Origin of the sequence: Roseibium sp. (assembly GCF_965229775.1) — a bacterium.
GTDB lineage: Bacteria > Pseudomonadota > Alphaproteobacteria > Rhizobiales > Stappiaceae > Roseibium.
In genome coordinates this window covers 3,673,605-3,692,808 of record NZ_OZ245929.1, presented here as the reverse complement: position 1 = coordinate 3,692,808, position 19,204 = coordinate 3,673,605, and the positions used below count along the sequence as shown (strand labels likewise).

Below are 19,204 nucleotides of genomic sequence, written 5' to 3'. Positions count from 1 at the left end.
TCACAGGTAGGTCAGCGCGAAGGCTTTGAGGGGATCGGGGAGAGCCTCGTAGAGCTGTCCGGCGGGTATCTTGACCTGAAGAACCGCGCGGAAAATCACGGCAACGCACACGGCAAATGCGCTCGAAGTCAGCAGGAAGCGGGGCGTCGCCAATCCGACGCGCACGGTCAGGAAACACGTGAACAGCACCGTTGAAGGCAGGTAGCCGAGCAACGGGACGACGGCGACGTAGAGCAGGAAATAGAGCACGAATTCCAACGACCGCAGCCAGAAGACGACTTCGAGCCACCGGCCGAGGATACGCGGAGAGCACAGGGAGCCGATGAAGTGGAGCAGCGCAAAAAACGTCATGAAGATCAGCGACACGGCCGGCCAGAAACGCGGCTGCGCGAACCATTTCGTGCGCTTGACCCAGGAGGTCTCACCATAGATCTGCGACAGCAGAAAGATGGAAAATGCCAGAAACAGGAGTGCAAACACGATGTCCCCGGGGCGTCTGTGCCGTCGGAAAAGCTCCTGAAGTGTCTTAATATGCGCCATCGATCCCGCCCCCTTACCATGCAATTGCCGGGCGGCCGCAACAAGCGCCGCCCGGACGAAGGAGTGGCTTATTCGCCGAGCAGTTCGGAGATCTTGCCGTTGACCTCCTTGTCGGAGGCAATCTGGGCATTGGACGCGTCCGCATCCTGCCAGTAGATCAGGACACCCGTTTCACCGATCAGCTTCTGCGCTTCCGGCTTTTCGAGCGCCGCCTTTGCAGCGGTTTCGATCTTCGCACGGGCGTCCGCCGGTACGTCCTTGTGCACGAACAGACCGTTCCAGAGCGCGACGTCCAGATCGGGATTGAGTTCGGACACCCGCGGAACGTCCGGAATGATCGAAATGCGCTCCGTGCCGATGCTTGCGAGGATCTTCAGATCGTCCTTGCACGGCAGGACCTGCTGCAGGGTCGTGTTGATCACGTCGACATCGCCCGAAGCGAGCGTGTTGCAGTTCAGCTCATCGAAAGCCGCGTCGCTGCCGAAATCGAAATCGGACGATGCGGCGAGCGCCAGCGTGATGCGCGTGGGCGGCAGCACCGAGCCGAAGTGACCGAGCGCGACATCGTTCTCCTTGGCGTAGGCAACCAGCTCTTCCCACGTGGAATAAGGCGCGTCGCTGCCGGCCGCAATCACGAAGGGATAGGTCATGAAGATGCCGACCGGCTCGAACGGGTTGGGGGTCAACTCCGGGATCCCGATGAGTTCACCGGCAATCGGAACGGCAGGAACGAACGAGCCGATGGTGTAGCCATCCGCCGGTGCCGTTGCGACCTCGACAGCCCCCGGGAACGGGCCGCCACCGCCGCCCGGTTTGTTCACGACAGCTGCCGGAACGCCATACATTTCCTGGAACTCGTCTGCAATCAGCCGGGTCAGGACGTCCTCCAGGTCACCCGGAGGCCAGGGAACGATGAATGAAACGGGCTTTTCCGGATAGTCGGCCAACGCTGCGGTGACGCTCATCAGGCCGGCTGCAGTCAGGGCAATTGCATGCTTTCTCATTTGCTGGTCCCTCATCTGGTGTTTTCTGCCGATCTTGCCGATCGATCTCGATAATTTTTTATTTGCTTTGTTAAAAGTTGTCATATTAAATAAATACATGTCAACCTCTAATCGCGCGACAACAGGGAGTTTCTCGCTCCAGCCAAAGGTTCAAATAATGAACCTCAGGTTTCAAAATAATTATTGTTTCATTTGTAACTATCTGTCAAGATAAATGCATCACCGCTTCATCGGCGCCGTCGCAGAGCATGCCGATCAGGACAGGAAACAGACCGGAAATTCGATGGGCACCATCACCAAAGCACTCAACCTGCTGAACCATTTCTGCCCGGGCCGGGCAGAGATCGGACTGACGGAATTCAGGACGCTGAGCGGACAGGACAAGGCAACTGTCCACCGGCATCTGAACGAACTGGCTGCAAACGGTTTCCTGGAGCAGAACCCGGTCACGCGCGGATACCGGCTTGGTCCGGCGATCCTGCGGCTCGCTGCCGTGCGTGAGCGTCTTTTTCCCGCACGAACCATCGTCGCCCCGATCGTGGAGAAGTTGTCGTCAGACCTCGGCGAACTGGTGCACGTGTCGCTGCGGGACGGACTGCATCTCTCGCCGCTCATCCACCATGATGCCCTGATCCACGGCACCCGCGTCTATTTCGACGAGGCGGAACTGCTGCCGCTCCACGCAACCGCATCCGGCCATGCCATGCTTGCGTTCGGCCCGGAAGAGCTGCTGCCTGACGTCCTGAAGGGCGACCTTCGGCCGTCAACCGCACACACGATCACTGATCCTGTCCGCCTGAAGAAAATTGTCGATGACGTTCGGGTTCAGGGCATCGCTTTTGTCGACCAAGGCTTCGAGACGGACGTTTCCTCGTTTGCCGCACCGTTGTTCGCGGATCAGCCGGAGGCTATCGGGACAATCGCGGTCGCCGTTCCGACCATCCGGATGACGGACGACATGAAGCGCAGGATCAGGGACGCATTGCCGGCAAGCGCAGCCGAGGTCACCGACAGGCTCGGCGGCGTCGTCCCTGCGCATCTGAAGAGGATTTGGGCCGATGCCGCCTGAAGCCGAAGCCCTTGTTCTGGATTTCGGCGGCGTGGTTACGCGGACGCTGTTCGAGACCCATGATCTGACCGAAAAGGTGCTCGGCCTGCCGGCCGGCACGCTCACCTGGAAAGGCCCTTTCGATCCCGGAAGTGATCCGCTTTGGCGGTCGATGCAGGCCGACGAGATTTCCGAGCGTGACTACTGGCGCAAGCGGACCGAAGACGTTGCAAAGCTGACCGGACGGCCTTTCACGGAAATGTCGGATTTCGTCAAGGCGGCCCGCGGCGCAGACCCGGAGACCGTGATGCGCCCGCAAGCCCTGGAAGCCATCGACCGCGCCCGACAAGCAGGCAAGAAACTCGCAATCCTGTCCAATGAACTGGACCTCTTCTACGGTGCTGAATTCCGGGAGAAACTGCCCTTTCTGAGAGACTTCGACGTGATCGTCGATGCCACCTACACCCAGATCCTGAAGCCCGACCCGCGCGCTTACGCGCTCTGCATCGAGGAACTGGACCTTCCCGCGCAGGCCTGTGTCTTCGTCGACGATCAGCGCCGCAACATCACAGGGGCCGTTGCCGCCGGCATGCAGACCGTGCATTTCGACGTGCTCGACCCTGCCGCCTCTTTCGCAGCCGCCCTGCGCCTGCTCGCCCTGCCATCCAGTTAAAGGAGTTCCGCAATGAAGGAAGCCAACTTCCTGAAGGAAAACAATGCCCGCCACCTGTGGCATCCGATGGCGCATCCGGCTGACAGCCTTGCGAACCCGCCCGATATCATTGTCGGCGGCGACGGCGTTGAGATCGTGGATGTGGACGGCAAGAAGGTCGTCGATGCGGTCGGCGGGCTCTGGAACGTCAATCTCGGCTATTCCTGCGAGCCGGTAAAACAGGCGATCTCCGAGCAACTGGACAAGCTGCCCTACTACTCGATCTTCCGCGGCACCACCAATGACGCGGTGATCGAACTGAGCATGATGCTGAAGGATTTCTTCGAACCCGACGGCCTGAGCCGGGCTTTCTTCACATCGGGCGGGTCGGACAGTGTCGAGGTCTCGCTAAGGCTGGCGCGCCAGTATCACAAACTTCGCGGCGAGGCCGGCCGTGTCAAGTTTCTCAGCCTCAAGAAAGGCTATCACGGCACCCATACGATGGGTGCCTCGGTCAATGGAAACGCCAATTTCCGCACGGCCTACGAGCCACTGATGCCGGGCTGTTATCATATCCCCTCGCCCTACACGTACCGCAATCCCTTCAACGAGACGGACCCGGAAAAGCTCGCCCAGCTTTGCCTTGCCGCCCTTGAAGACGAAATCAGGTTCCAGGATCCGGGCACAATTGCCGCCTTCATCATGGAACCCGTGCTGGGGGCCGGCGGGGTCATTCCGCCGCACGAAAGCTTCATGCCCGGCGTCCACGAGATCTGTTCGAAACACGGGATTCTGCTGATTTCCGACGAGGTCATCACCGCCTTCGGCCGCACGGGAAGCTGGACGGGCGCCCGGCATTGGGGTGTGCAGCCGGATCTTCTGTGCTGCGCCAAGGCCATCACCAACGGCTATTTCCCATTCGGGGCCGTGATGGTTTCAGACGGCGTGGCCGAGGCGTTCGAAAACGATGCCTCCGGCAAGGGCGCGATCGGCTCCGGTTACACCTATTCCGGACACCCGGTCGGTGCGGCGGCAGCGATTGCCTGCCTGAAGGAGACCGAGCGGCTCAACGTCAAGGACAATGCCGCGGTGCGTGGCAGGCAGCTCTTTGAAGGCCTCCGAAAGCTGTTCATGAAACACGAGCTGGTCGGCGACGTCCGCGGCGGGCACGGACTGATGTGCGCGCTTGAACTTGTATCCGACCGGGCGAGCAAGGCCCCTATCGACAAGGCCACCATCGGCAAGGTGCACCGCACCGCCTATGACAACGGCGCCATGATCCGCGTTTCGGGCAACAACATCATCCTGTCGCCTCCCCTCGTTCTGAGCGAAGCGCACGTGGAGACGATCCTGACGGCACTCGACAGGGGACTGGCGGCGGCGGGCTGATCCTGATTACGCGGGACACGCCGATGGCCAGCCAGCCTTCATTAGGGCTGACTGGCCTGGAAAGTGCTGTTGAACTTATGTGCCTGAGAAAGCTGTACAAATCCGTTCTTCCCCAAGTTGGAAACCCGAATTGTTTTCCGGATTTGTCGTCCCGGTTTGCCGCAAAAGCGGCAAGACCGGGACCCAGTACTCCGTGCGGCAGGCAGTTTAGCAAAACGGCAAAACAAGCGCTTACTGGGTTCCGGCCTTCCGCTGCGCTTCAGCCGGAATGACAATCCATTTGACTTGAAACCGCCTGACAGGCCCCATTTCGCGCTGCGCCAGGCAGCAGATATCGTATCTCAGAAAGCCATCGCACTCACGTTTCGTTCGAATAGATCAGAGCGACGTCGAGGGACAGGGAGCCAAACAATTTGCTCAATTCGTCTGCCCTTCAGAACAGCCAATCCAAAAGATTGGCGTAAAACATCTCCAGGAATACAAATGGAACACGCCCCCAGATGGGCGTCAGAATTGATGCAATGACGATTGGAAGGGAAAAAGCCAGGGCAATCAGACCTGACAAGCACATCAGGACCTTTTTCGTAAAAGCAAGAATGTTCATTTGGAAGACGTTTCCTCACTGAGACACAGCTCGGATAGGAACATCTCCGATTGCATTTTTTCCTTAGAACTCAAGCAGTTTCCGGTGCTTTTGCCGGCCTTTCGGAGACACTCGCGTGCCAGCAAGCTGCTCTCATAGCTTCTGGAAGTCTTCCAGAATGTCCAGAAGCTCGGACAGGCGTTTCCTGCCTATAACCTCCTCGATCCGCGCGGCAATGGCCTGCGCCTCGTCCAGCTTGTCGAGGATGATCTGCCGTCCGGCCTCGGTAATGGCGACGGTCTGTTTGCGCCGGTCCTTTTCGTCCGCCTGACGGGTGACGAGACCTTTTTCGAGAAGCGTCTGCACGATCCGTGTCTGGCTCGGAAGCAGCAGGCAGGCACGCTCTGCCAGCGAGGAGGCATCCTGCGGGCCGAATTCCTCCAGGACGCGCAATATCCGCCATTGCTGTTCGGTGATACCGCAGTCGGACAGCATCTCTCGAATCGGACCCATGACCTTCTCGCGCGCACGGATAAGCGCAATCGGGACGGAGCGTTTCGTCGACGGCAGCGCGCGGCCACCCTTCTTGTCCATGTCGTCGGTCATGTCCGGCTCATAACGATTCCTGGCCGAAATAGACACAAAAAGTTTGACATTTTCGACTGCATATATTTAACATAGCAAATATTATCTTGTTAAGGAACTTCGATGCCGCACATATCAATCGAGTATTCCGCCAATCTGGAACAGCGTACGGATATTCAGGCCTTGTGCGACGTCCTGCGGTCTGAAGCGGCCAGTATCGAGGCTTTCCCGACACCGGGCGTTCGCGTTCGTGCCTTGAGGGCCAATCATTTCAGCATTGCGGACGGCGACCCGAAACATGCCTTTGTCGACATTTCCGTGCGTCTGCGCGCCGGAAGACCTGACGACGTCAAAAAGGATGCGGCGAACCGGTTGTTCGACGCCGCACAAGTCTTTCTGAAACCCGTTCTTGAAACAAGTTCGCTCGCGCTTTCCCTGGAAATGCGTGACATCGACCCGGACCTGTCGCCCAAGACGGGCAGCATCCGCGCACATTTGGGGACCGCCTGAACCATGTCTGGCCTTAATGAGAACATCGACAAGCTGAACGGATATCTTGCCCGTTTCCAGGAGACAGGGATCCTCAACCAGATTGGCGGAAAGGCCTGCCCGGCACTTTCCGGTGACACCTTCGAAACGCATTCTCCGGTCGATGAGAGCCTGATCTGCAGCGTTGCCAGGGGCGGTGCTGCCGATATCGACGCCGCTGCAAAGGCGGCAAAGGCTGCCTTTCCGGCCTGGCGGGACATGGCGGCCGGCGAACGCAGGAGGATCCTTCACAGGATCGCCGACAAGATCGTCGAACGGGCGGAGGAGATTGCTCTGTGCGAGTGCTGGGACACCGGCCAGGCCCTGCGTTTCATGTCGAAAGCCGCCCTGCGCGGTGCGGAAAACTTCCGGTTCTTTGCCGACAAGGCTCCAGGCGCACGGGATGGGCAGTCCCTGCCCTCGCCCACTCTCATGAACGTCACGACACGTGTCCCCATCGGCCCTGTCGGGGTCATCACGCCCTGGAATACGCCGTTCATGCTGTCCACCTGGAAGATCGCGCCGGCGCTTGCCGCCGGATGTACGGTGGTTCACAAGCCGGCGGAATTCTCGCCGCTGACAGCGCGCATCCTGATGGAGATCGCGGAAGAGGCCGGGTTGCCCAAAGGCGTCTGGAACCTCGTCAACGGCTTCGGCGAAGATGCCGGCAAGGCATTGACCGAACATCCTGATATCAAGGCCATCGCCTTTGTCGGCGAAAGCCGTACCGGGTCGATGATCATGAAGCAGGGCGCAGACACCCTGAAACGTGTTCACTTCGAACTCGGCGGCAAGAACCCCGTCGTTGTTTTCGATGATGCCGATCTGGAGCGTGCGCTCGATGCTGTGATCTTCATGATCTATTCGCTCAACGGCGAACGCTGCACGTCTTCGTCCCGGCTTCTCGTGCAGGAGACTATCGCCGACGCGTTCGAAGCCAGGCTGATCGAGCGGGTCAATACAATCAGGGTCGGTCATCCGCTTGATCCGCAAACGGAAGTCGGCCCGCTGATCCACAAGACCCATTTCGACAAGGTCACCGGCTATTTCGACCTGGCCCGGCAGAACGGCGCAATCGTCGCCGCCGGAGGAACGCGGGTCGGCGACGCCGGCTACTTCGTCCGGCCGACCCTTTTCACCCGCGCGGACAACGCGATGGACATCGCCCAGCAGGAGATTTTCGGGCCGGTGCTGACCAGCATCCGTTTCAAGGACGAGGACGACGCGCTGAAGCTTGCAAACGACGTGCAATACGGCCTGACCGGTTATGTCTGGACAAACGACCTGACGCGCGCACTTCGCTTCACCGACGCCCTGGAAGCGGGCATGATCTGGGTGAATTCGGAAAACGTGCGTCACCTGCCGACCCCGTTCGGCGGCGTCAAGGCAAGCGGCATCGGCCGGGATGGCGGAGACTGGTCGTTCGAGTTCTACATGGAACAGAAGAATGTCGCCTTTGCCACCGGACACCACAAGATCCCGCGTCTTGGTGCTTGAGGCATCACCGCCCAAACCAACAAACGCTGTGCACCACCAACCGACATCCGACAGGACAGGAACATGCCGATCCCAGCACCGAACCTTTACCCGCCCTTCAACATCGTGCGCCTGAGCCACGTGGAACTGGTGGTCACGGATCTCGCGAAAAGCCGGGCATTCTATGTCGATACGCTCGGATTGCAGGTCACGGACGAAAGCGCCGACGCCATCTATCTGCGCGCGATGGAAGAACGTGGCCACCACTGCATTGTCCTGCGCAGGTCATCCGAAGCCTGCGCCCGCGATCTGGGGTTCAAGGTCTATGATGAAGACAGCCTCGACAAGGCGGCGCATTTCTTTCAAGGCAAAGGCCTGCCGGTCGACTGGGTGGAACGGCCGTTTCAGTCCCGGACGTTCAGAACCCGCGATCCGCACGGTGTTCCGCTGGAGTTCTACGCCAAGATGGACCGCCTGGCCCCGATCCATCAGCAATATGCGCTTTATCGCGGCGTGAAACCGCTGCGTATCGATCACTTCAACTGCTTCTCGCCGAATGTCGACGAGTCGGTCACCTTCTACAACGAGCTCGGCTTTCGCGTCACCGAGTACACGGAAGACGAGGAAACCGGCCGGCTCTGGGCGGCGTGGACACATCGCAAGGGCGGCGTTCACGACCTCGCCTTCACCAATGGCAAGGGGCCGCGCCTGCATCACACCGCGTTCTGGGTTCCGACACCGCTGAACATCATCGATCTCCTGGATCTCATGTCGACGACCGGCTGGGTGGACAACATCGAGCGCGGCCCGGGACGGCACGGCATATCCAACGCGTTCTTTCTCTACATCCGGGACCCGGACGGCCACAGGATCGAAATCTACTGTTCCGACTATCAGACCGTCGACCCGGATCTGGAACCGATCAAATGGGACCTGAAGGACCCGCAGCGCCAGACGCTCTGGGGCGCACCGGCACCGAAAAGCTGGTTCGAGGAAGGTTCCGTTTTTGAAGGCACGGAGATCCAGGCCCCCAGTCTCGCCGCCCAACCGATTGTCGCGCCCTGATTTAGGCTCATAATCGCCCGATCGTTTCACTGGTCGCTGAGGAGGAATACATGGACTGGGACGCGTTCGCTCACTGGGGCAAACATATCTCGGACTGGGCGGCGGATTATCACAAGACCCTGCCGGACCGGCCCGTGCGCGCGCAGACCTCCCCGGGTGACATAGCGGCGCAACTGCCCTCAATGCCACCCGAGACGCCCGAGGCCATGGAAGACGTCCTGTCCGATTTCGAGCGCATCGTCATGCCGGGGATCACCCACTGGCAGCATCCACGCTTCTTTGCCTATTTCGCCGCGAATGCCGCCCCTCCCTCCATGCTTGCCGAGATGCTGGTCACGACGATCGCCGCCCAGTGCATGCTCTGGCAGACCTCGCCTGCGGCAACGGAAATGGAAGGCGTCATGGTCGACTGGCTGCGTCAGGCCCTCGGATTGCCGGACGGCTACACGGGTGTGATCCAGGACAGCGCGTCCTCCGCAACTCTGTCAGCGGTTCTGACGATGCGGGAACGCGCGACGGGCTATACCGGCAACAGGGACGGTCTGTCGGCAAAGGGGAACCTGCGCATCTACTGTTCCGATCAGGTGCACAGCTCGATCGACCGCGCCTGCTGGGTTGCCGGCATCGGCCAGGAAAACCTGGTCAAGCTGCCGGTGTCCGACCCGCGCTATGCGCTTGACGTGGATGCGTTGCGCGCGGCCATCGCCGACGATCTCGAGGCAGGCCATAAGCCGGCGGGCATCATTGCGATTACCGGCGGCACCGGCATCGGTGCGTCGGACATGCTCGGTCCCGTTCTGGACGTTGCGCGCGAATGCGATCTCTACACGCATCTGGATGCGGCCTGGGCCGGGGCGGCCATGATCTGCTCGGAGCTGCGCGAAGACTTCTGGCAAGGCGTGGAGGGATACGACAGCATCGTCTTCAATCCGCACAAATGGCTCGGCGCCCAGTTCGACTGTTCCATACAGTTCCTTGCCGACCCTCAGCCGCAGCTCAACACGCTGAAAATCGAGCCCGAATATCTCAAGACGTCGGGCGATGCGGTTACCAACTATTCGGAGTGGACGATCCCCCTCGGCCGCAGGTTCCGGGCTCTAAAGATCTGGTTCCTGATCCGCTCTTATGGGCTCGAAGGGCTGCGCGCACGAATCCGTAATCACGTCAGATGGTCGGGCGAACTCTGTGAGCATCTTCGGGGCATGGAAGGGTTCGAGATCGTGACGGAGCCGATCCTGAGTCTGTTCTCGTTCCGGTGTCCCGGCGATGACGATGACCAGCAGCGCCTCGTCGACGCCCTCAATGATGACGGCCGCATTTATATCACCCAGGGAGCCTTTGAAGGCCGCAAGGTGATCCGGTTCCAGGTCGGTCAATTCGATACAACGCGGGAGGATGTCATGATGGCCGGAGACGTCATTGAAGATGTCTGGAGGAAAATAGCGTGAAGTTTGCAACCTACTCGGCAGACGGCAATACCTACTACGGGGCTATCGTTCCGGAGGGAATGATCGCCCTCTCGCCGCATTTCCCGCAGTGGCCGACGCTCCATGACGCCGTTGCCGGCGGCGGTCTTGCAGCTCTTGCCGAGGCAGCGAACGCGCACGCCGTTACCCATACCGACTACACCTACGAAATGGTCCTGCCGAACGCTCCGCGCATCCTTTGCGTCGGCGTGAATTTTCCCGACCGGAATGCCGAATACAAGGATGGCAGCGCACAGCCGAAATACATGTCCCTGTTTCCGCGTTTCGCGAGTGGGTTCACCGGGCATGAGCGCCCCCTGATCAGGCCGCCGGAAAACCACACGCTCGACTACGAAGGCGAAGTCGCGATCGTGATCGGAAAGAAAGGACGGCGCATCCGGCCCGAGGACGCCTACGATCACATTGCCGCCCTCACGCTGTGCAACGAGGGGACCATCCGCGACTGGGTGCGGCACGCAAAGTTCAATGTAACCCAGGGCAAGAACTGGGACAGGTCCGGCGCGATGGGGCCCTGGCTGGTCCCCTTCTCGGACGCGGCCCAACTCGACGAAGCCCGGATCGTGACCCGGGTCAACGGCGAGGTGCGTCAGGACGACTACCTGAAGCGCATGATGTTCCCGATCCGCGAGGAGATCGCCTACATCTCGACCTTCATGACCCTGCAGCCCGGAGACATCATTGTCACGGGCACGCCAACGGGTGCCGGCGCGCGCTTTGATCCGCCCCGCTATCTGAAGCCGGGAGACGTCGTTGAAATCGAGGTCGAGGGGATCGGTACATTGCGCAACGGTGTCGAGGACGAGCAATGACACCTGAAGACCACTCCCGTGCAGCGGCTGATCTCCTCGAAGCGGAAAGAACGGGACGGCAGATCGGCCTCCTCTCCCTTCGCCATCCTGACATCAGTATGGATGATGCCTATGCAATCCAGACTGCCATCCATGCGCAGAAACTTGCCGAGGGGCGGCATGTCATCGGCTGGAAAATCGGCCTGACTTCAAAAGCGATGCAGTCCGCCTTGAAAATCGATATCCCGGACAGCGGCATCCTGTTTGACGACATGGCATTCGACAGTGGTGCGACTGTGCGGCAAGGGCGGTTCATTCAGCCCCGCATCGAGGCCGAAATCGCGTTTGTCATGAGGTCGGAGCTTGGCGGAGAAGAAGTGACGCGCGACGGCGTTCTTGCCGCGACCGGCCATGTGGTCCCGGCTATCGAAATTCTGGACACACGCATTCTGCGTTCCGATCCTGACACCGGCAAGGTGCGAACCGTCCATGACACGATCAGCGACAACGCCGCAAACGCGGGTATCGTTCTCGGAAAAGAACGCCACGCCCCTGATGCGTTTGATCTGCGCTGGGTCGGGGCGCTGGTGTTCCGAAACGGTGAGATCGAGGAAACCGGGCTCGGTGCCGGGGTATTGAACGATCCGGCCGAAAGCGTCGCCTGGCTTGCCCGGCGCATGGCCGGATACGGGCAGAAAATCGAACCCGGCCACGTGGTCCTCTCCGGCAGCTTCGTCAGACCCGTCGAGTGCCCGCCCGGGTCCGAGATCCACGCCGACTTCGGTGCGTTCGGATCCGTGGAGATCAGCTTCGACTGAACAAAAAAAGGCGGCCCGGATGCCGCCTTGAGTTGAGTTGGAGGCCCGCGTCACGCGGAAGCGACGCGTTCCAGGAAGGTTTCAATGCCCTTCTTCAGATCATTGCTGCGATTGCTAAGATCGCCGGAGGCGGCAAGCACGTTTCCGGACACCTGCCTGGTCTCCTCGACCGCATCGGAAAGACGGGAAATGTTGTTTCTCACGGCCAGCGTGCTTTCGGCAGCGCGCTGAACATTGCCCGAGATCTCGTTGGTTGCCGCTCCCTGCTGGGAAACGGACGACGAGATGCCCTGCGTGTAGCCGTTGACCTCTTCCATGGTGTCGGAGATGGAAGCGATCGCGGTCGCGGCATCCGTCGTGGAATCCTGAATGGTCTGGATCTGCGACGAGATTTCCTCGGTTGCCCTTGATGTCTGCGTTGCCAGTTCCTTGACCTCGGCTGCCACAACCGCGAAGCCCTTGCCGGCTTCACCGGCCCTCGCCGCTTCGATCGTTGCGTTGAGCGCGAGAAGGTTTGTCTGTTCCGCGATCGCCTGAATGAGGCTGACCACTTCGCCGATCTTCGTCGCAGCTTCGGCAAGGTTCTGTACCTTGCCGTTGGTCTCGTGCACGGCTCCCGTCGCCTTGGTGACGATCTCTGAAGAGCGGGTGACCTGATCGCCGATTTCGGCAATCGAGGCGGACAGTTCCTCTGCCGCGCTTGCGACGTTTTCAACGCTGTTGGACGCATCGTCACTGATCCGGGACGTATCGCTTGCCTGCTCTGCGCTGCTCTCGGCAATCCCGCCAAGCGCGGCCGCCGTTTCGGACATGCCTGCGGCCGTTTCGTCCATGGCCCCGAGAAGCTCCTGCACTTCCTGACGGAAGCCTTCGATCAGGTTCTCGATTTCAGACTGCCGTGCATTTTGTTCCTGCTGATGCGCCCTGGTCTCGTGCTCCAGCCGGACGCGATCCTTCGCATTTTCCTGGAAGACTTTCACGGTCCGGCTCATGTCGCCGATCTCATCGCGTTGGTCGGATGCAGGAATGACCACGTCGGTGTCACCGTCCGCGAGCCGCGCCATGGCAGAGGTCAAGGCGCGCGTCGGCTTGGTGATGACGAGCGAGACGACATAGGCCAGCAGTCCGCCGACAACGACCGCGATCACGAGGGCAATCGCAATGAACCAGAGTGCGCTGTTCGCCCTTGCATACGCGCTTGATGACTGCGCCTCGGCCAATCCGGTGATCACATTGCGGACGTCGGCGGCAATCGCGATCAGCGCTTCCCGCTTAACCTCAAAAGCATCCGTCGCGGCGACCATGCCTGCGAATTCGGTTTCAAACGCGTCGACCTCCTGATCGATCCTGGCAACCGTCTCCCCGATTTCAGGAAACGCCGCACTGTCGCCCTTCAAAGTATTGGCGAGGTTCCTGATGATGCCGATCCGCGTCGTTACCTCGTCGGCACTCATCGATTCAAATCCTGCAAAGAACTCCATCGTCGCGGACCTGATTTCGAGCGACGCGCCAAGGAACTTTGTGGCATTTTCGTTGACGAGGTCGACGATGCCGAGCTTCGACTGAGCGGTTGCGGCCGTTTTCTTGGCGTTGTCTGCCGCATTGTAAACGACTTTTCGGAGCTCCGACGCCTGAAGGTGCAGCGTCTTGAGGTCTGCTGCCACCTTCTTGGCTATGTCCTTCGGAACCGCGCCTGCCGCTTCGTCCGCCCCTTCCGTAGCTGGCAATTGCTCAGCAATCGCGACCGTGGCCGCAGCCAGCTCCTTCAGGCTGGCGGGATCGACACCGTCCACCTTGAGTTTGACCGACTTCTTGGCGGTCTTGACGAGTGTTGCAATTTCTTCGCGCGCCATCTGCGCGTCTTTTTCCGGCAGGTCGCCGAAGAGTGCGGCCTTCTTGATCGACGCGCTCAGCTCCGTCGATGTGTCTTCTATGTGAGACAACATGCGTCCGACTTTGTCGGCGCGGTTGCGCGTCCCGGACGCCTTTTTGGCCGCGGCTCCAGCCTCGCGTTTGATTTTTGACATCTGTTCGGAGATCGCAACGGCGAGTGTTTCGAGACCAAGCGCGGAATGCAGCAGCTTGTCGACCTGTACCTGGCGGCTATCCACTGCGGAAACCACCCCCTCGAATTCCGTTCCAAGGCGACCGACCAGCGATATGGCCTGCGTTGTCGGGTTCTCTGCCGTGCTGTTGCCGAATGCTTGGTTCAGCACCTGCAGGGATGCCGTGAGACTTTCGATCTGGCCGTCGGCCGCAACCGCCAACTCCGCGCTCCCGCCGGAGAGATACGCTTCCTGCGCCTGCGCCACCTGCTGCAACCCGGCCATGGAGGCGGTTGCCTTCGCGCTGATATCCGACTGGGTACGCAAACCCAGGATCGCGACCGTCCCGACGGCACCGACAGCCGCTGCCACCAATATCATCGTGAGAAATCCGCCACCGACCTTGGTCGCGAAGCGCGCGTTCTTGAGTGGTGCAAGTAAGCTCGACATTGTATCCCCCAACACTTTCGCAGAGTAAGCATCGGGCCGGATAAACAATTGATGAAGAATAGGAATTTCGTGAAAGGGCTCTAAGGGTAAATTAATTCGAGCCCGAAACTCCATTTTATTGCAAGTGGATAGTCAGTAAAATTGTCACGTAGCTTTCTCCCTAAAATAAATAACAATACAATGTAAAGAGATTGAGATAATCAGACTTGCTACCTCAAGTTATATTGATGTCAAAGACAAACTGATTCGTTTTCCGCAATCGGAGTCGCGCAGGCGTAAACACGGATGCCGGCGCGCTACTTTCGTTTCGCTGCGTCGAGCAGTGCCCTCAGAACATTTGCGTCCGCGATATGGTTGGCCATCAGGAGAATGAGACGTGCGTTGTAAGCATCGCTCTCCGCCTTGCTGAGATTTTCGTGCGCTGCGAGCAAATCGGCGTAGAACGCATCCGGGGTTTCCAGTTTCGGTGCGGTTAAGTCAGGTGTCATTGTCCTTGCCATCCCGTTGAAGTTCTCAGAGCAGCCGCGACGTCTTCTTCAGAATACTTGAGCCAGCGTGCGGCAACATGCTGATCCGGACGGATCAGGTAGACAGCCTTGCCGGATGTGCCCAGATAGCGTTCTTTCAGTTCCGGGCTGACAGAATCTTCCGGGATCGAATGGCCTTTGATGACAATGCCGCCCGTTTCCAGGTGTCCGGGAACATCGACACCGATACCCATCAAAGCGAATGAACCGCCAAGCCTTTGCAGAAGCCAGCCGTCACCGACGGGCGCGTCCACGGCGGGACTTCCGGGCCGGGTGCGTTCTGGAAGCATGGCCGCGTCGGGACCGTTCAGGGGGGACCCGTCGTAGACGCACGGAACCGACAGCCGCCCGGAATTGACCAGCGGGCGCGCAAATGCGTAATGCTCGGAAAGATCCAGAACGGCGTCCCGGAAGATCCGGCTCATCTCGGATTTCGGCGTGATAAAATCCGTCGAGCGGGAGCTTTGCAGGATGTTCTCGTCCGCGCCGTGCTCGCGTTCGAACGTGTAGCTGTCGAGCAGCGTTTCGGGCGCTTTGCCGTCAAGAACCAGTTTGAGCTTCCAGCCGAGATTGTCGACGTCCTGAAAACCGGAATTGGCTCCGCGAGCGCCGAACGGCGAAACCTGGTGCGCACTGTCACCGGCGAAGATGACCCGCCCATGCCGGAACTCTTCCATGCGGCGGCACTGGAACGTGTAAATCGACACCCACTCCAGGTCGAACTCCACGTCTTCGCCGAGCATCTGCTTCAGCCTGGGAATGACGTTTTCAGGCTTCTTTTCCTTTTCCTTGTCGATGTCCCAGCCGAGCTGCAGGTCGATCCGCCAGACGCCGTCCGGCTGCTTGTGCAGCAGCGCCGACTGGTCCTTGTTGAACGGCGGATCGAACCAGAACCAGCGTTCGGTCGGAAAGTCCGCCTTCATGACGACATCGGCAATCAGGAAATTGTCCTCGAACACCCGGCCGACAAAGTCGAGATCGAGCATCCGGCGCGCCGGTGAATTCGCGCCATCGCAGGCAATCAGCCAGTCGGCTTCCAGATTGTAGGCGCCCTCGGCCGTCTCGACCGTGACGAGCGTGTGGTCGTCATATTGGTGCAGGTTCTCGACGCGGTTGCCGCCCCGGATCTCGACCGGCTTGCCTTCGGCCTGCAGCGCCCTGATGCGTTCGACGAGATAGAGCTCGCAGTAATATTGCTGCAGATTGATGAAGGCCGGCCGCCTGTGACCGGCTTCGGGCAGCAGATCGAAATTATAAACCTGACGGTCGCCGAAATAGACCTTGCCAAGGTTCCAGACGACCCCTTTTTCGACCATTTCATCGCCGCAACCGAGCCGGTCGAATATCTCGAGTGACCGTTTGGCGAAACAGATCGCCCGCGAGCCGACGCTCACCTTGTCGTTGTCGTCGAGGACAAGCACCGGCACATCCGCCTGCGCAAGATCAATCGCCATGGCCAGGCCGACAGGCCCGGCACCGATGATGACGACCGGATGGCGAACGGGCGCCGGCGCATCCTGATCAGGACTGTGCCTGTAAGGGTAAAGCGGCACTTCGAAAAGCTTGGTCACAGATGAACCTCCCAGTTCACGCGTCACATGTGTTTTTCCGCCACCGGATGGCGGCCAAACTCAAGAAAGAAGTCGTCAAGCTGCGGCGCCTTCACGCCGGTCCCGGACAGCATGGCGTGCACCTGGCCGCGATGATGGACCTGGTGCTGAAAGAGGTGCAGAAGCGTCGCGCCGATCGTTTCGTGATGCACACCGTTTGCGCCTCTTTCATGCTGAACCGTTCTTTTCAGATCCACTTCCGTTAGAGCGTCGCAGAACCGGATGAGCTTCCGGTCTTCGAGCGCCTGCGCCGCCTTGAGCGCGTCCGCCGTTTCCAGATGAGGTGTCTCATAGACCGTCAGTCCCCAGCCTTCTTCGCAAAGCGCATCGAGATAGTAGCGATCGACCTCCCAGATGTGGTTGAGGGTCTCGCGAATGGACGGAAAGAAATTCGTCCTCTCCGCCTCGAATTCGACTTGCGAAAGGCTGCAACAGGCGTCATGGAGCCGTTCATTGGCATAGGCATTGTTGCGGGCCATCAGCCTGAGATGTTCGGGAAACGCGGTCACGGCTCAGCCCTGCAGATCCGCCCACATCTTTGCATCGCGCTCCGCCGTCCAGATCCGCGGCGTGTCGATGTCCTGCGCTTCGTCATAGGCGCGGGCGACATTGAACGGCAGGCAGTGCTCGTAGATGGCATAGTCCTTGAACTTGGCATCGCAGGTGGCACGGCAGGCATCCCAGGCTTCCTTCAGTGATCCGCCGCGCTTGGCAACCTTTGCTACCGGCTCATAGGTCGAGCGGACGAAATCCGCCGTGGAATCCAGAGCCGCGTTGACCATGTCGGATCCGACGAGGGCATCGCCTCTGCCCGGCGCGATGGCGTCGAGATCGAACTTGCGGATCTGTTCCAACGTTCCCGGCCAGTCGCCGAAGTGACCGTCGCCGCAATAACAGGCCGAGTGATACTCCACGATATCGCCGGTGAACATGACATTGGCGTCCGGCACATAGGCGACGATGTCGCCCGCCGTGTGCGCACGGCCGAGGAACATCAGGTCGACACGGCGCTTGCCAAGATAGACCGTCATGCGATCATTGAAGGTCGTGGTCGGCCATGTCAGGCCCGGAATGCTTTCGTGGCCCTGGAAGAGACGCGGAAAGCGTTCGAACTCGCTCGCCCAGTCTTCCTTGCCGCGCTCTGCGACCATGGAGCGGGCCTTCTCGCTCATGATGATGGTCTGGGCGCCATAGGCGGACGCTCCCAGGACGCGCACCGCGTGATAGTGGGTCAAAACGAGATGCGTGATCGGCTTGTCGGTGACGGAACGCACCTTCTCGATGACCTTCTCGGCCAGGCGCGGTGTCGCCTGCGCCTCAATGATCATGACGCTGTCATCGCCGATGATGACGCCGGAATTCGGATCGCCCTCGGCAGTGAAGGCCCAGAGATCCCGGCCGATTTCGGTAAAGGAGATTTCCTTTTCCGCCATGTCTCCGGCGGATGCGAATTGCTTGCTCATGTGACCTCCCGGGGCCAATTTCCGTTTGTGTGCGGCACCGGCGTAGCGCCGGTGTCTCAAATGAAATCCAGTCGCAGGGTTCCTGCGTCAGCCTTTTTCCACTGTCTGTTCGATCGCTCCGAAGATCGAATGCCCGTCCGCGTCCAGCATCTCGATGCGGACCGTGTCACCGAACTTCATGAAGGGCGTCTTTGCCTGACCGTCATTGATGGTTTCGATCATTCGGATCTCGGCAATGCATGAGTAACCGACCCCGCCCTCGGATACCGGCTTGCCGGGACCTCCGTCGAGCTTGTTGGAAACGGTCCCGGAGCCGATGATCGTGCCGGCACCGAGATTGCGCGACTTGGCGGCATGGGCAATCAACTGGCCGAAATCGAAGGTCATGTCGACACCGGCCTGAGCCCGGCCGAACGGCGCACCGTTCAGATCGACGTTGAGCGGCAGATGCAGCTTGCCGTCCTGCCAGGCATCGCCGAGTTCGTCAGGTGTGACGGCGACGGGCGAAAACGCGGAAGACGGTTTCGACTGGAAGAAGCCGAAGCCCTTGCCGAGTTCGGCCGGGATCAGTCCGCGCAGCGACACGTCGTTGACGATCATCACCAGCTGGATCGCCTTCCTGGCCTCCTCGGGGCTGACGCCCATGGGAACGTCACCGGTGACTACGGCAATCTCGCCCTCCATGTCGATGCCCCAGGCCTCGTCGCGCATACGGATCGGATCACGCGGCGCCAGGAACGTGTCGGACCCGCCCTGATACATCAGCGGATCCGTCCAGAAACTGTCCGGCATCTGCGCGCCCCTGGCCTTACGGACAAGTTCGACGTGATTGACATAGGCGGAGCCGTCCGCCCACTGGTAGGCACGCGGCAGGGGCGACAGCGCGTCATGCTCGTGAAACCGGATGGTCGGTACGGCATCATGCGACAGGCTTTCGGCGAGCAGCGCCAGCTTGGGTGCAACAGCATCCCAGTCATCCAGTGCAGCCTGCAGTGTCGGTGCGATGTGGCTTGCGTCCGTGCAATAGGTCAGCCTCTCGTTGACCACCACCAGCTTGCCGTCCCGGCTGCCATCCTTGAGCGTCGCCAGTTTCATGAATTTCTGCTCCTTTTGCGTGTCGGCCCCCTCCGGCCAACAGAATTTTCG

General features: G+C 60.0%; 19 protein-coding genes. 9 read left to right on the top strand and 10 right to left on the bottom strand.

What is annotated here, in order from left to right:
• Both ACO07N_RS16680 and ACO07N_RS16675 read right to left on the bottom strand, forming a co-directional pair.
• Positions 1-540 (bottom strand): tripartite tricarboxylate transporter TctB family protein, encoded by a 540-nt coding sequence (locus ACO07N_RS16680; RefSeq protein WP_421982095.1) that lies wholly within the window; start codon positions 538-540, stop codon positions 1-3.
• Positions 541-608: 68 nt separating this feature from the next.
• Positions 609-1,544: a tripartite tricarboxylate transporter substrate binding protein gene (locus ACO07N_RS16675; RefSeq protein WP_421982094.1), complete on the bottom strand. Its 936-nt coding sequence runs from the start codon at positions 1,542-1,544 to the stop codon at positions 609-611.
• 214 nt (positions 1,545-1,758) lie between these two features.
• Between ACO07N_RS16675 and ACO07N_RS16670 the strand changes: the two genes are divergently transcribed.
• From ACO07N_RS16670 to ACO07N_RS16660, 3 genes are read left to right on the top strand one after another with little or no spacing between them, the layout of a single operon-like run.
• Positions 1,759-2,613: an IclR family transcriptional regulator gene (locus ACO07N_RS16670; protein ID WP_421982093.1), complete on the top strand. Its 855-nt coding sequence runs from the start codon at positions 1,759-1,761 to the stop codon at positions 2,611-2,613.
• Positions 2,603-3,265, top strand: a complete 663-nt coding sequence (locus ACO07N_RS16665; RefSeq protein ID WP_421982092.1) for an HAD-IA family hydrolase — start codon at positions 2,603-2,605, stop codon at positions 3,263-3,265. The genes ACO07N_RS16670 and ACO07N_RS16665 overlap by 11 nt, the downstream gene beginning before the upstream one ends.
• Before the next feature lie 12 nt (positions 3,266-3,277).
• A complete protein-coding gene (locus ACO07N_RS16660) occupies positions 3,278-4,633 on the top strand; it encodes an aspartate aminotransferase family protein (protein ID WP_421982091.1) in 1,356 nt (451 codons plus the stop codon).
• A gap of 433 nt (positions 4,634-5,066) precedes the next feature.
• Here ACO07N_RS16660 and ACO07N_RS16655 read toward each other — a convergent pair whose 3' ends face one another.
• Both ACO07N_RS16655 and hpaR read right to left on the bottom strand, forming a co-directional pair.
• Positions 5,067-5,237: a hypothetical protein gene (locus tag ACO07N_RS16655; protein WP_421982090.1), complete on the bottom strand. Its 171-nt coding sequence runs from the start codon at positions 5,235-5,237 to the stop codon at positions 5,067-5,069.
• Positions 5,238-5,369: 132 nt separating this feature from the next.
• Positions 5,370-5,822, bottom strand: coding sequence for a homoprotocatechuate degradation operon regulator HpaR (gene hpaR, locus ACO07N_RS16650; RefSeq protein WP_421982089.1), 453 nt, complete (start codon positions 5,820-5,822; stop codon positions 5,370-5,372).
• Between the two features lie 102 nt (positions 5,823-5,924).
• Between hpaR and ACO07N_RS16645 the strand changes: the two genes are divergently transcribed.
• From ACO07N_RS16645 to hpaH, 6 genes are all read left to right on the top strand, one after another.
• On the top strand, positions 5,925-6,311 hold the full coding sequence (locus ACO07N_RS16645) for a 5-carboxymethyl-2-hydroxymuconate isomerase (protein WP_421982088.1): 387 nt from the start codon (positions 5,925-5,927) through the stop codon (positions 6,309-6,311).
• A 3-nt stretch (positions 6,312-6,314) separates the two neighbouring features.
• Complete coding sequence (gene hpaE / locus ACO07N_RS16640; RefSeq protein ID WP_421982087.1) at positions 6,315-7,826, top strand: 5-carboxymethyl-2-hydroxymuconate semialdehyde dehydrogenase; 1,512 nt, start codon at positions 6,315-6,317, stop codon at positions 7,824-7,826.
• 63 nt (positions 7,827-7,889) lie between these two features.
• Entirely contained in the window at positions 7,890-8,870 is a 981-nt protein-coding gene (gene hpaD, locus ACO07N_RS16635; RefSeq protein ID WP_421982086.1) for a 3,4-dihydroxyphenylacetate 2,3-dioxygenase, read from the top strand.
• A 50-nt stretch (positions 8,871-8,920) separates the two neighbouring features.
• Complete coding sequence (locus ACO07N_RS16630) at positions 8,921-10,318, top strand: pyridoxal phosphate-dependent decarboxylase family protein (RefSeq protein ID WP_421982085.1); 1,398 nt, start codon at positions 8,921-8,923, stop codon at positions 10,316-10,318.
• Positions 10,315-11,166, top strand: a complete 852-nt coding sequence (locus ACO07N_RS16625) for a fumarylacetoacetate hydrolase family protein (RefSeq protein ID WP_421982084.1) — start codon at positions 10,315-10,317, stop codon at positions 11,164-11,166. The genes ACO07N_RS16630 and ACO07N_RS16625 overlap by 4 nt, the downstream gene beginning before the upstream one ends.
• Entirely contained in the window at positions 11,163-11,963 is an 801-nt protein-coding gene (gene hpaH / locus ACO07N_RS16620) for a 2-oxo-hept-4-ene-1,7-dioate hydratase (RefSeq protein ID WP_421982083.1), read from the top strand. Before ACO07N_RS16625 ends, hpaH begins: the two co-directional genes overlap by 4 nt.
• A gap of 50 nt (positions 11,964-12,013) precedes the next feature.
• On the opposite strand, the gene ACO07N_RS16615 is transcribed toward hpaH, so the two are convergent.
• The 6 genes from ACO07N_RS16615 to ACO07N_RS16590 all read right to left on the bottom strand — a co-directional run bounded on the left by ACO07N_RS16615 (position 12,014) and on the right by ACO07N_RS16590 (position 19,153).
• A complete protein-coding gene (locus tag ACO07N_RS16615) occupies positions 12,014-14,458 on the bottom strand; it encodes a methyl-accepting chemotaxis protein (RefSeq protein WP_421982082.1) in 2,445 nt (814 codons plus the stop codon).
• 296 nt (positions 14,459-14,754) lie between these two features.
• The gene (locus ACO07N_RS16610; protein WP_421982081.1) at positions 14,755-14,946 is read right to left on the bottom strand and encodes a DUF2783 domain-containing protein; all 192 of its coding nucleotides are present in this window, start codon (positions 14,944-14,946) and stop codon (positions 14,755-14,757) included.
• Positions 14,943-16,556 carry an FAD-dependent oxidoreductase gene (locus ACO07N_RS16605; RefSeq protein WP_421982080.1) on the bottom strand — a complete coding sequence of 538 codons (1,614 nt, stop codon included), beginning with the start codon at positions 16,554-16,556 and terminating at the stop codon, positions 14,943-14,945. Before ACO07N_RS16605 ends, ACO07N_RS16610 begins: the two co-directional genes overlap by 4 nt.
• Positions 16,557-16,579: 23 nt before the next feature.
• Positions 16,580-17,104: a DinB family protein gene (locus ACO07N_RS16600; protein ID WP_421982079.1), complete on the bottom strand. Its 525-nt coding sequence runs from the start codon at positions 17,102-17,104 to the stop codon at positions 16,580-16,582.
• Between the two features lie 3 nt (positions 17,105-17,107).
• The gene (locus ACO07N_RS16595) at positions 17,108-18,058 is read right to left on the bottom strand and encodes an MBL fold metallo-hydrolase (RefSeq protein WP_421982078.1); all 951 of its coding nucleotides are present in this window, start codon (positions 18,056-18,058) and stop codon (positions 17,108-17,110) included.
• 87 nt (positions 18,059-18,145) lie between these two features.
• Positions 18,146-19,153: a fumarylacetoacetate hydrolase family protein gene (locus ACO07N_RS16590; RefSeq protein ID WP_421982077.1), complete on the bottom strand. Its 1,008-nt coding sequence runs from the start codon at positions 19,151-19,153 to the stop codon at positions 18,146-18,148.
• Between the last annotated feature and the right edge of the window lie 51 nt (positions 19,154-19,204).

Excerpts from the sequence above, each read along its gene's own strand:
- ACO07N_RS16610 (WP_421982081.1), bottom strand. The coding sequence starts at position 14,946 with ATGACACCTGACTTAACCGCACCGAAACTGGAAACCCCGGATGCGTTC.
- ACO07N_RS16645 (WP_421982088.1), top strand. The coding sequence starts at position 5,925 with ATGCCGCACATATCAATCGAGTATTCCGCCAATCTGGAACAGCGTACG.
- ACO07N_RS16670 (WP_421982093.1), top strand. The coding sequence starts at position 1,759 with ATGCATCACCGCTTCATCGGCGCCGTCGCAGAGCATGCCGATCAGGAC.
- ACO07N_RS16680 (WP_421982095.1), bottom strand. The coding sequence starts at position 540 with ATGGCGCATATTAAGACACTTCAGGAGCTTTTCCGACGGCACAGACGC.
- hpaD (WP_421982086.1), top strand. The coding sequence starts at position 7,890 with ATGCCGATCCCAGCACCGAACCTTTACCCGCCCTTCAACATCGTGCGC.
- ACO07N_RS16655 (WP_421982090.1), bottom strand. The coding sequence starts at position 5,237 with ATGAACATTCTTGCTTTTACGAAAAAGGTCCTGATGTGCTTGTCAGGT.
- ACO07N_RS16595 (WP_421982078.1), bottom strand. The coding sequence starts at position 18,058 with ATGAGCAAGCAATTCGCATCCGCCGGAGACATGGCGGAAAAGGAAATC.
- hpaE (WP_421982087.1), top strand. The coding sequence starts at position 6,315 with ATGTCTGGCCTTAATGAGAACATCGACAAGCTGAACGGATATCTTGCC.
- ACO07N_RS16665 (WP_421982092.1), top strand. The coding sequence starts at position 2,603 with ATGCCGCCTGAAGCCGAAGCCCTTGTTCTGGATTTCGGCGGCGTGGTT.
- ACO07N_RS16590 (WP_421982077.1), bottom strand. The coding sequence starts at position 19,153 with ATGAAACTGGCGACGCTCAAGGATGGCAGCCGGGACGGCAAGCTGGTG.
- hpaH (WP_421982083.1), top strand. The coding sequence starts at position 11,163 with ATGACACCTGAAGACCACTCCCGTGCAGCGGCTGATCTCCTCGAAGCG.
- ACO07N_RS16675 (WP_421982094.1), bottom strand. The coding sequence starts at position 1,544 with ATGAGAAAGCATGCAATTGCCCTGACTGCAGCCGGCCTGATGAGCGTC.
- ACO07N_RS16630 (WP_421982085.1), top strand. The coding sequence starts at position 8,921 with ATGGACTGGGACGCGTTCGCTCACTGGGGCAAACATATCTCGGACTGG.
- hpaR (WP_421982089.1), bottom strand. The coding sequence starts at position 5,822 with ATGACCGACGACATGGACAAGAAGGGTGGCCGCGCGCTGCCGTCGACG.
- ACO07N_RS16615 (WP_421982082.1), bottom strand. The coding sequence starts at position 14,458 with ATGTCGAGCTTACTTGCACCACTCAAGAACGCGCGCTTCGCGACCAAG.
- ACO07N_RS16660 (WP_421982091.1), top strand. The coding sequence starts at position 3,278 with ATGAAGGAAGCCAACTTCCTGAAGGAAAACAATGCCCGCCACCTGTGG.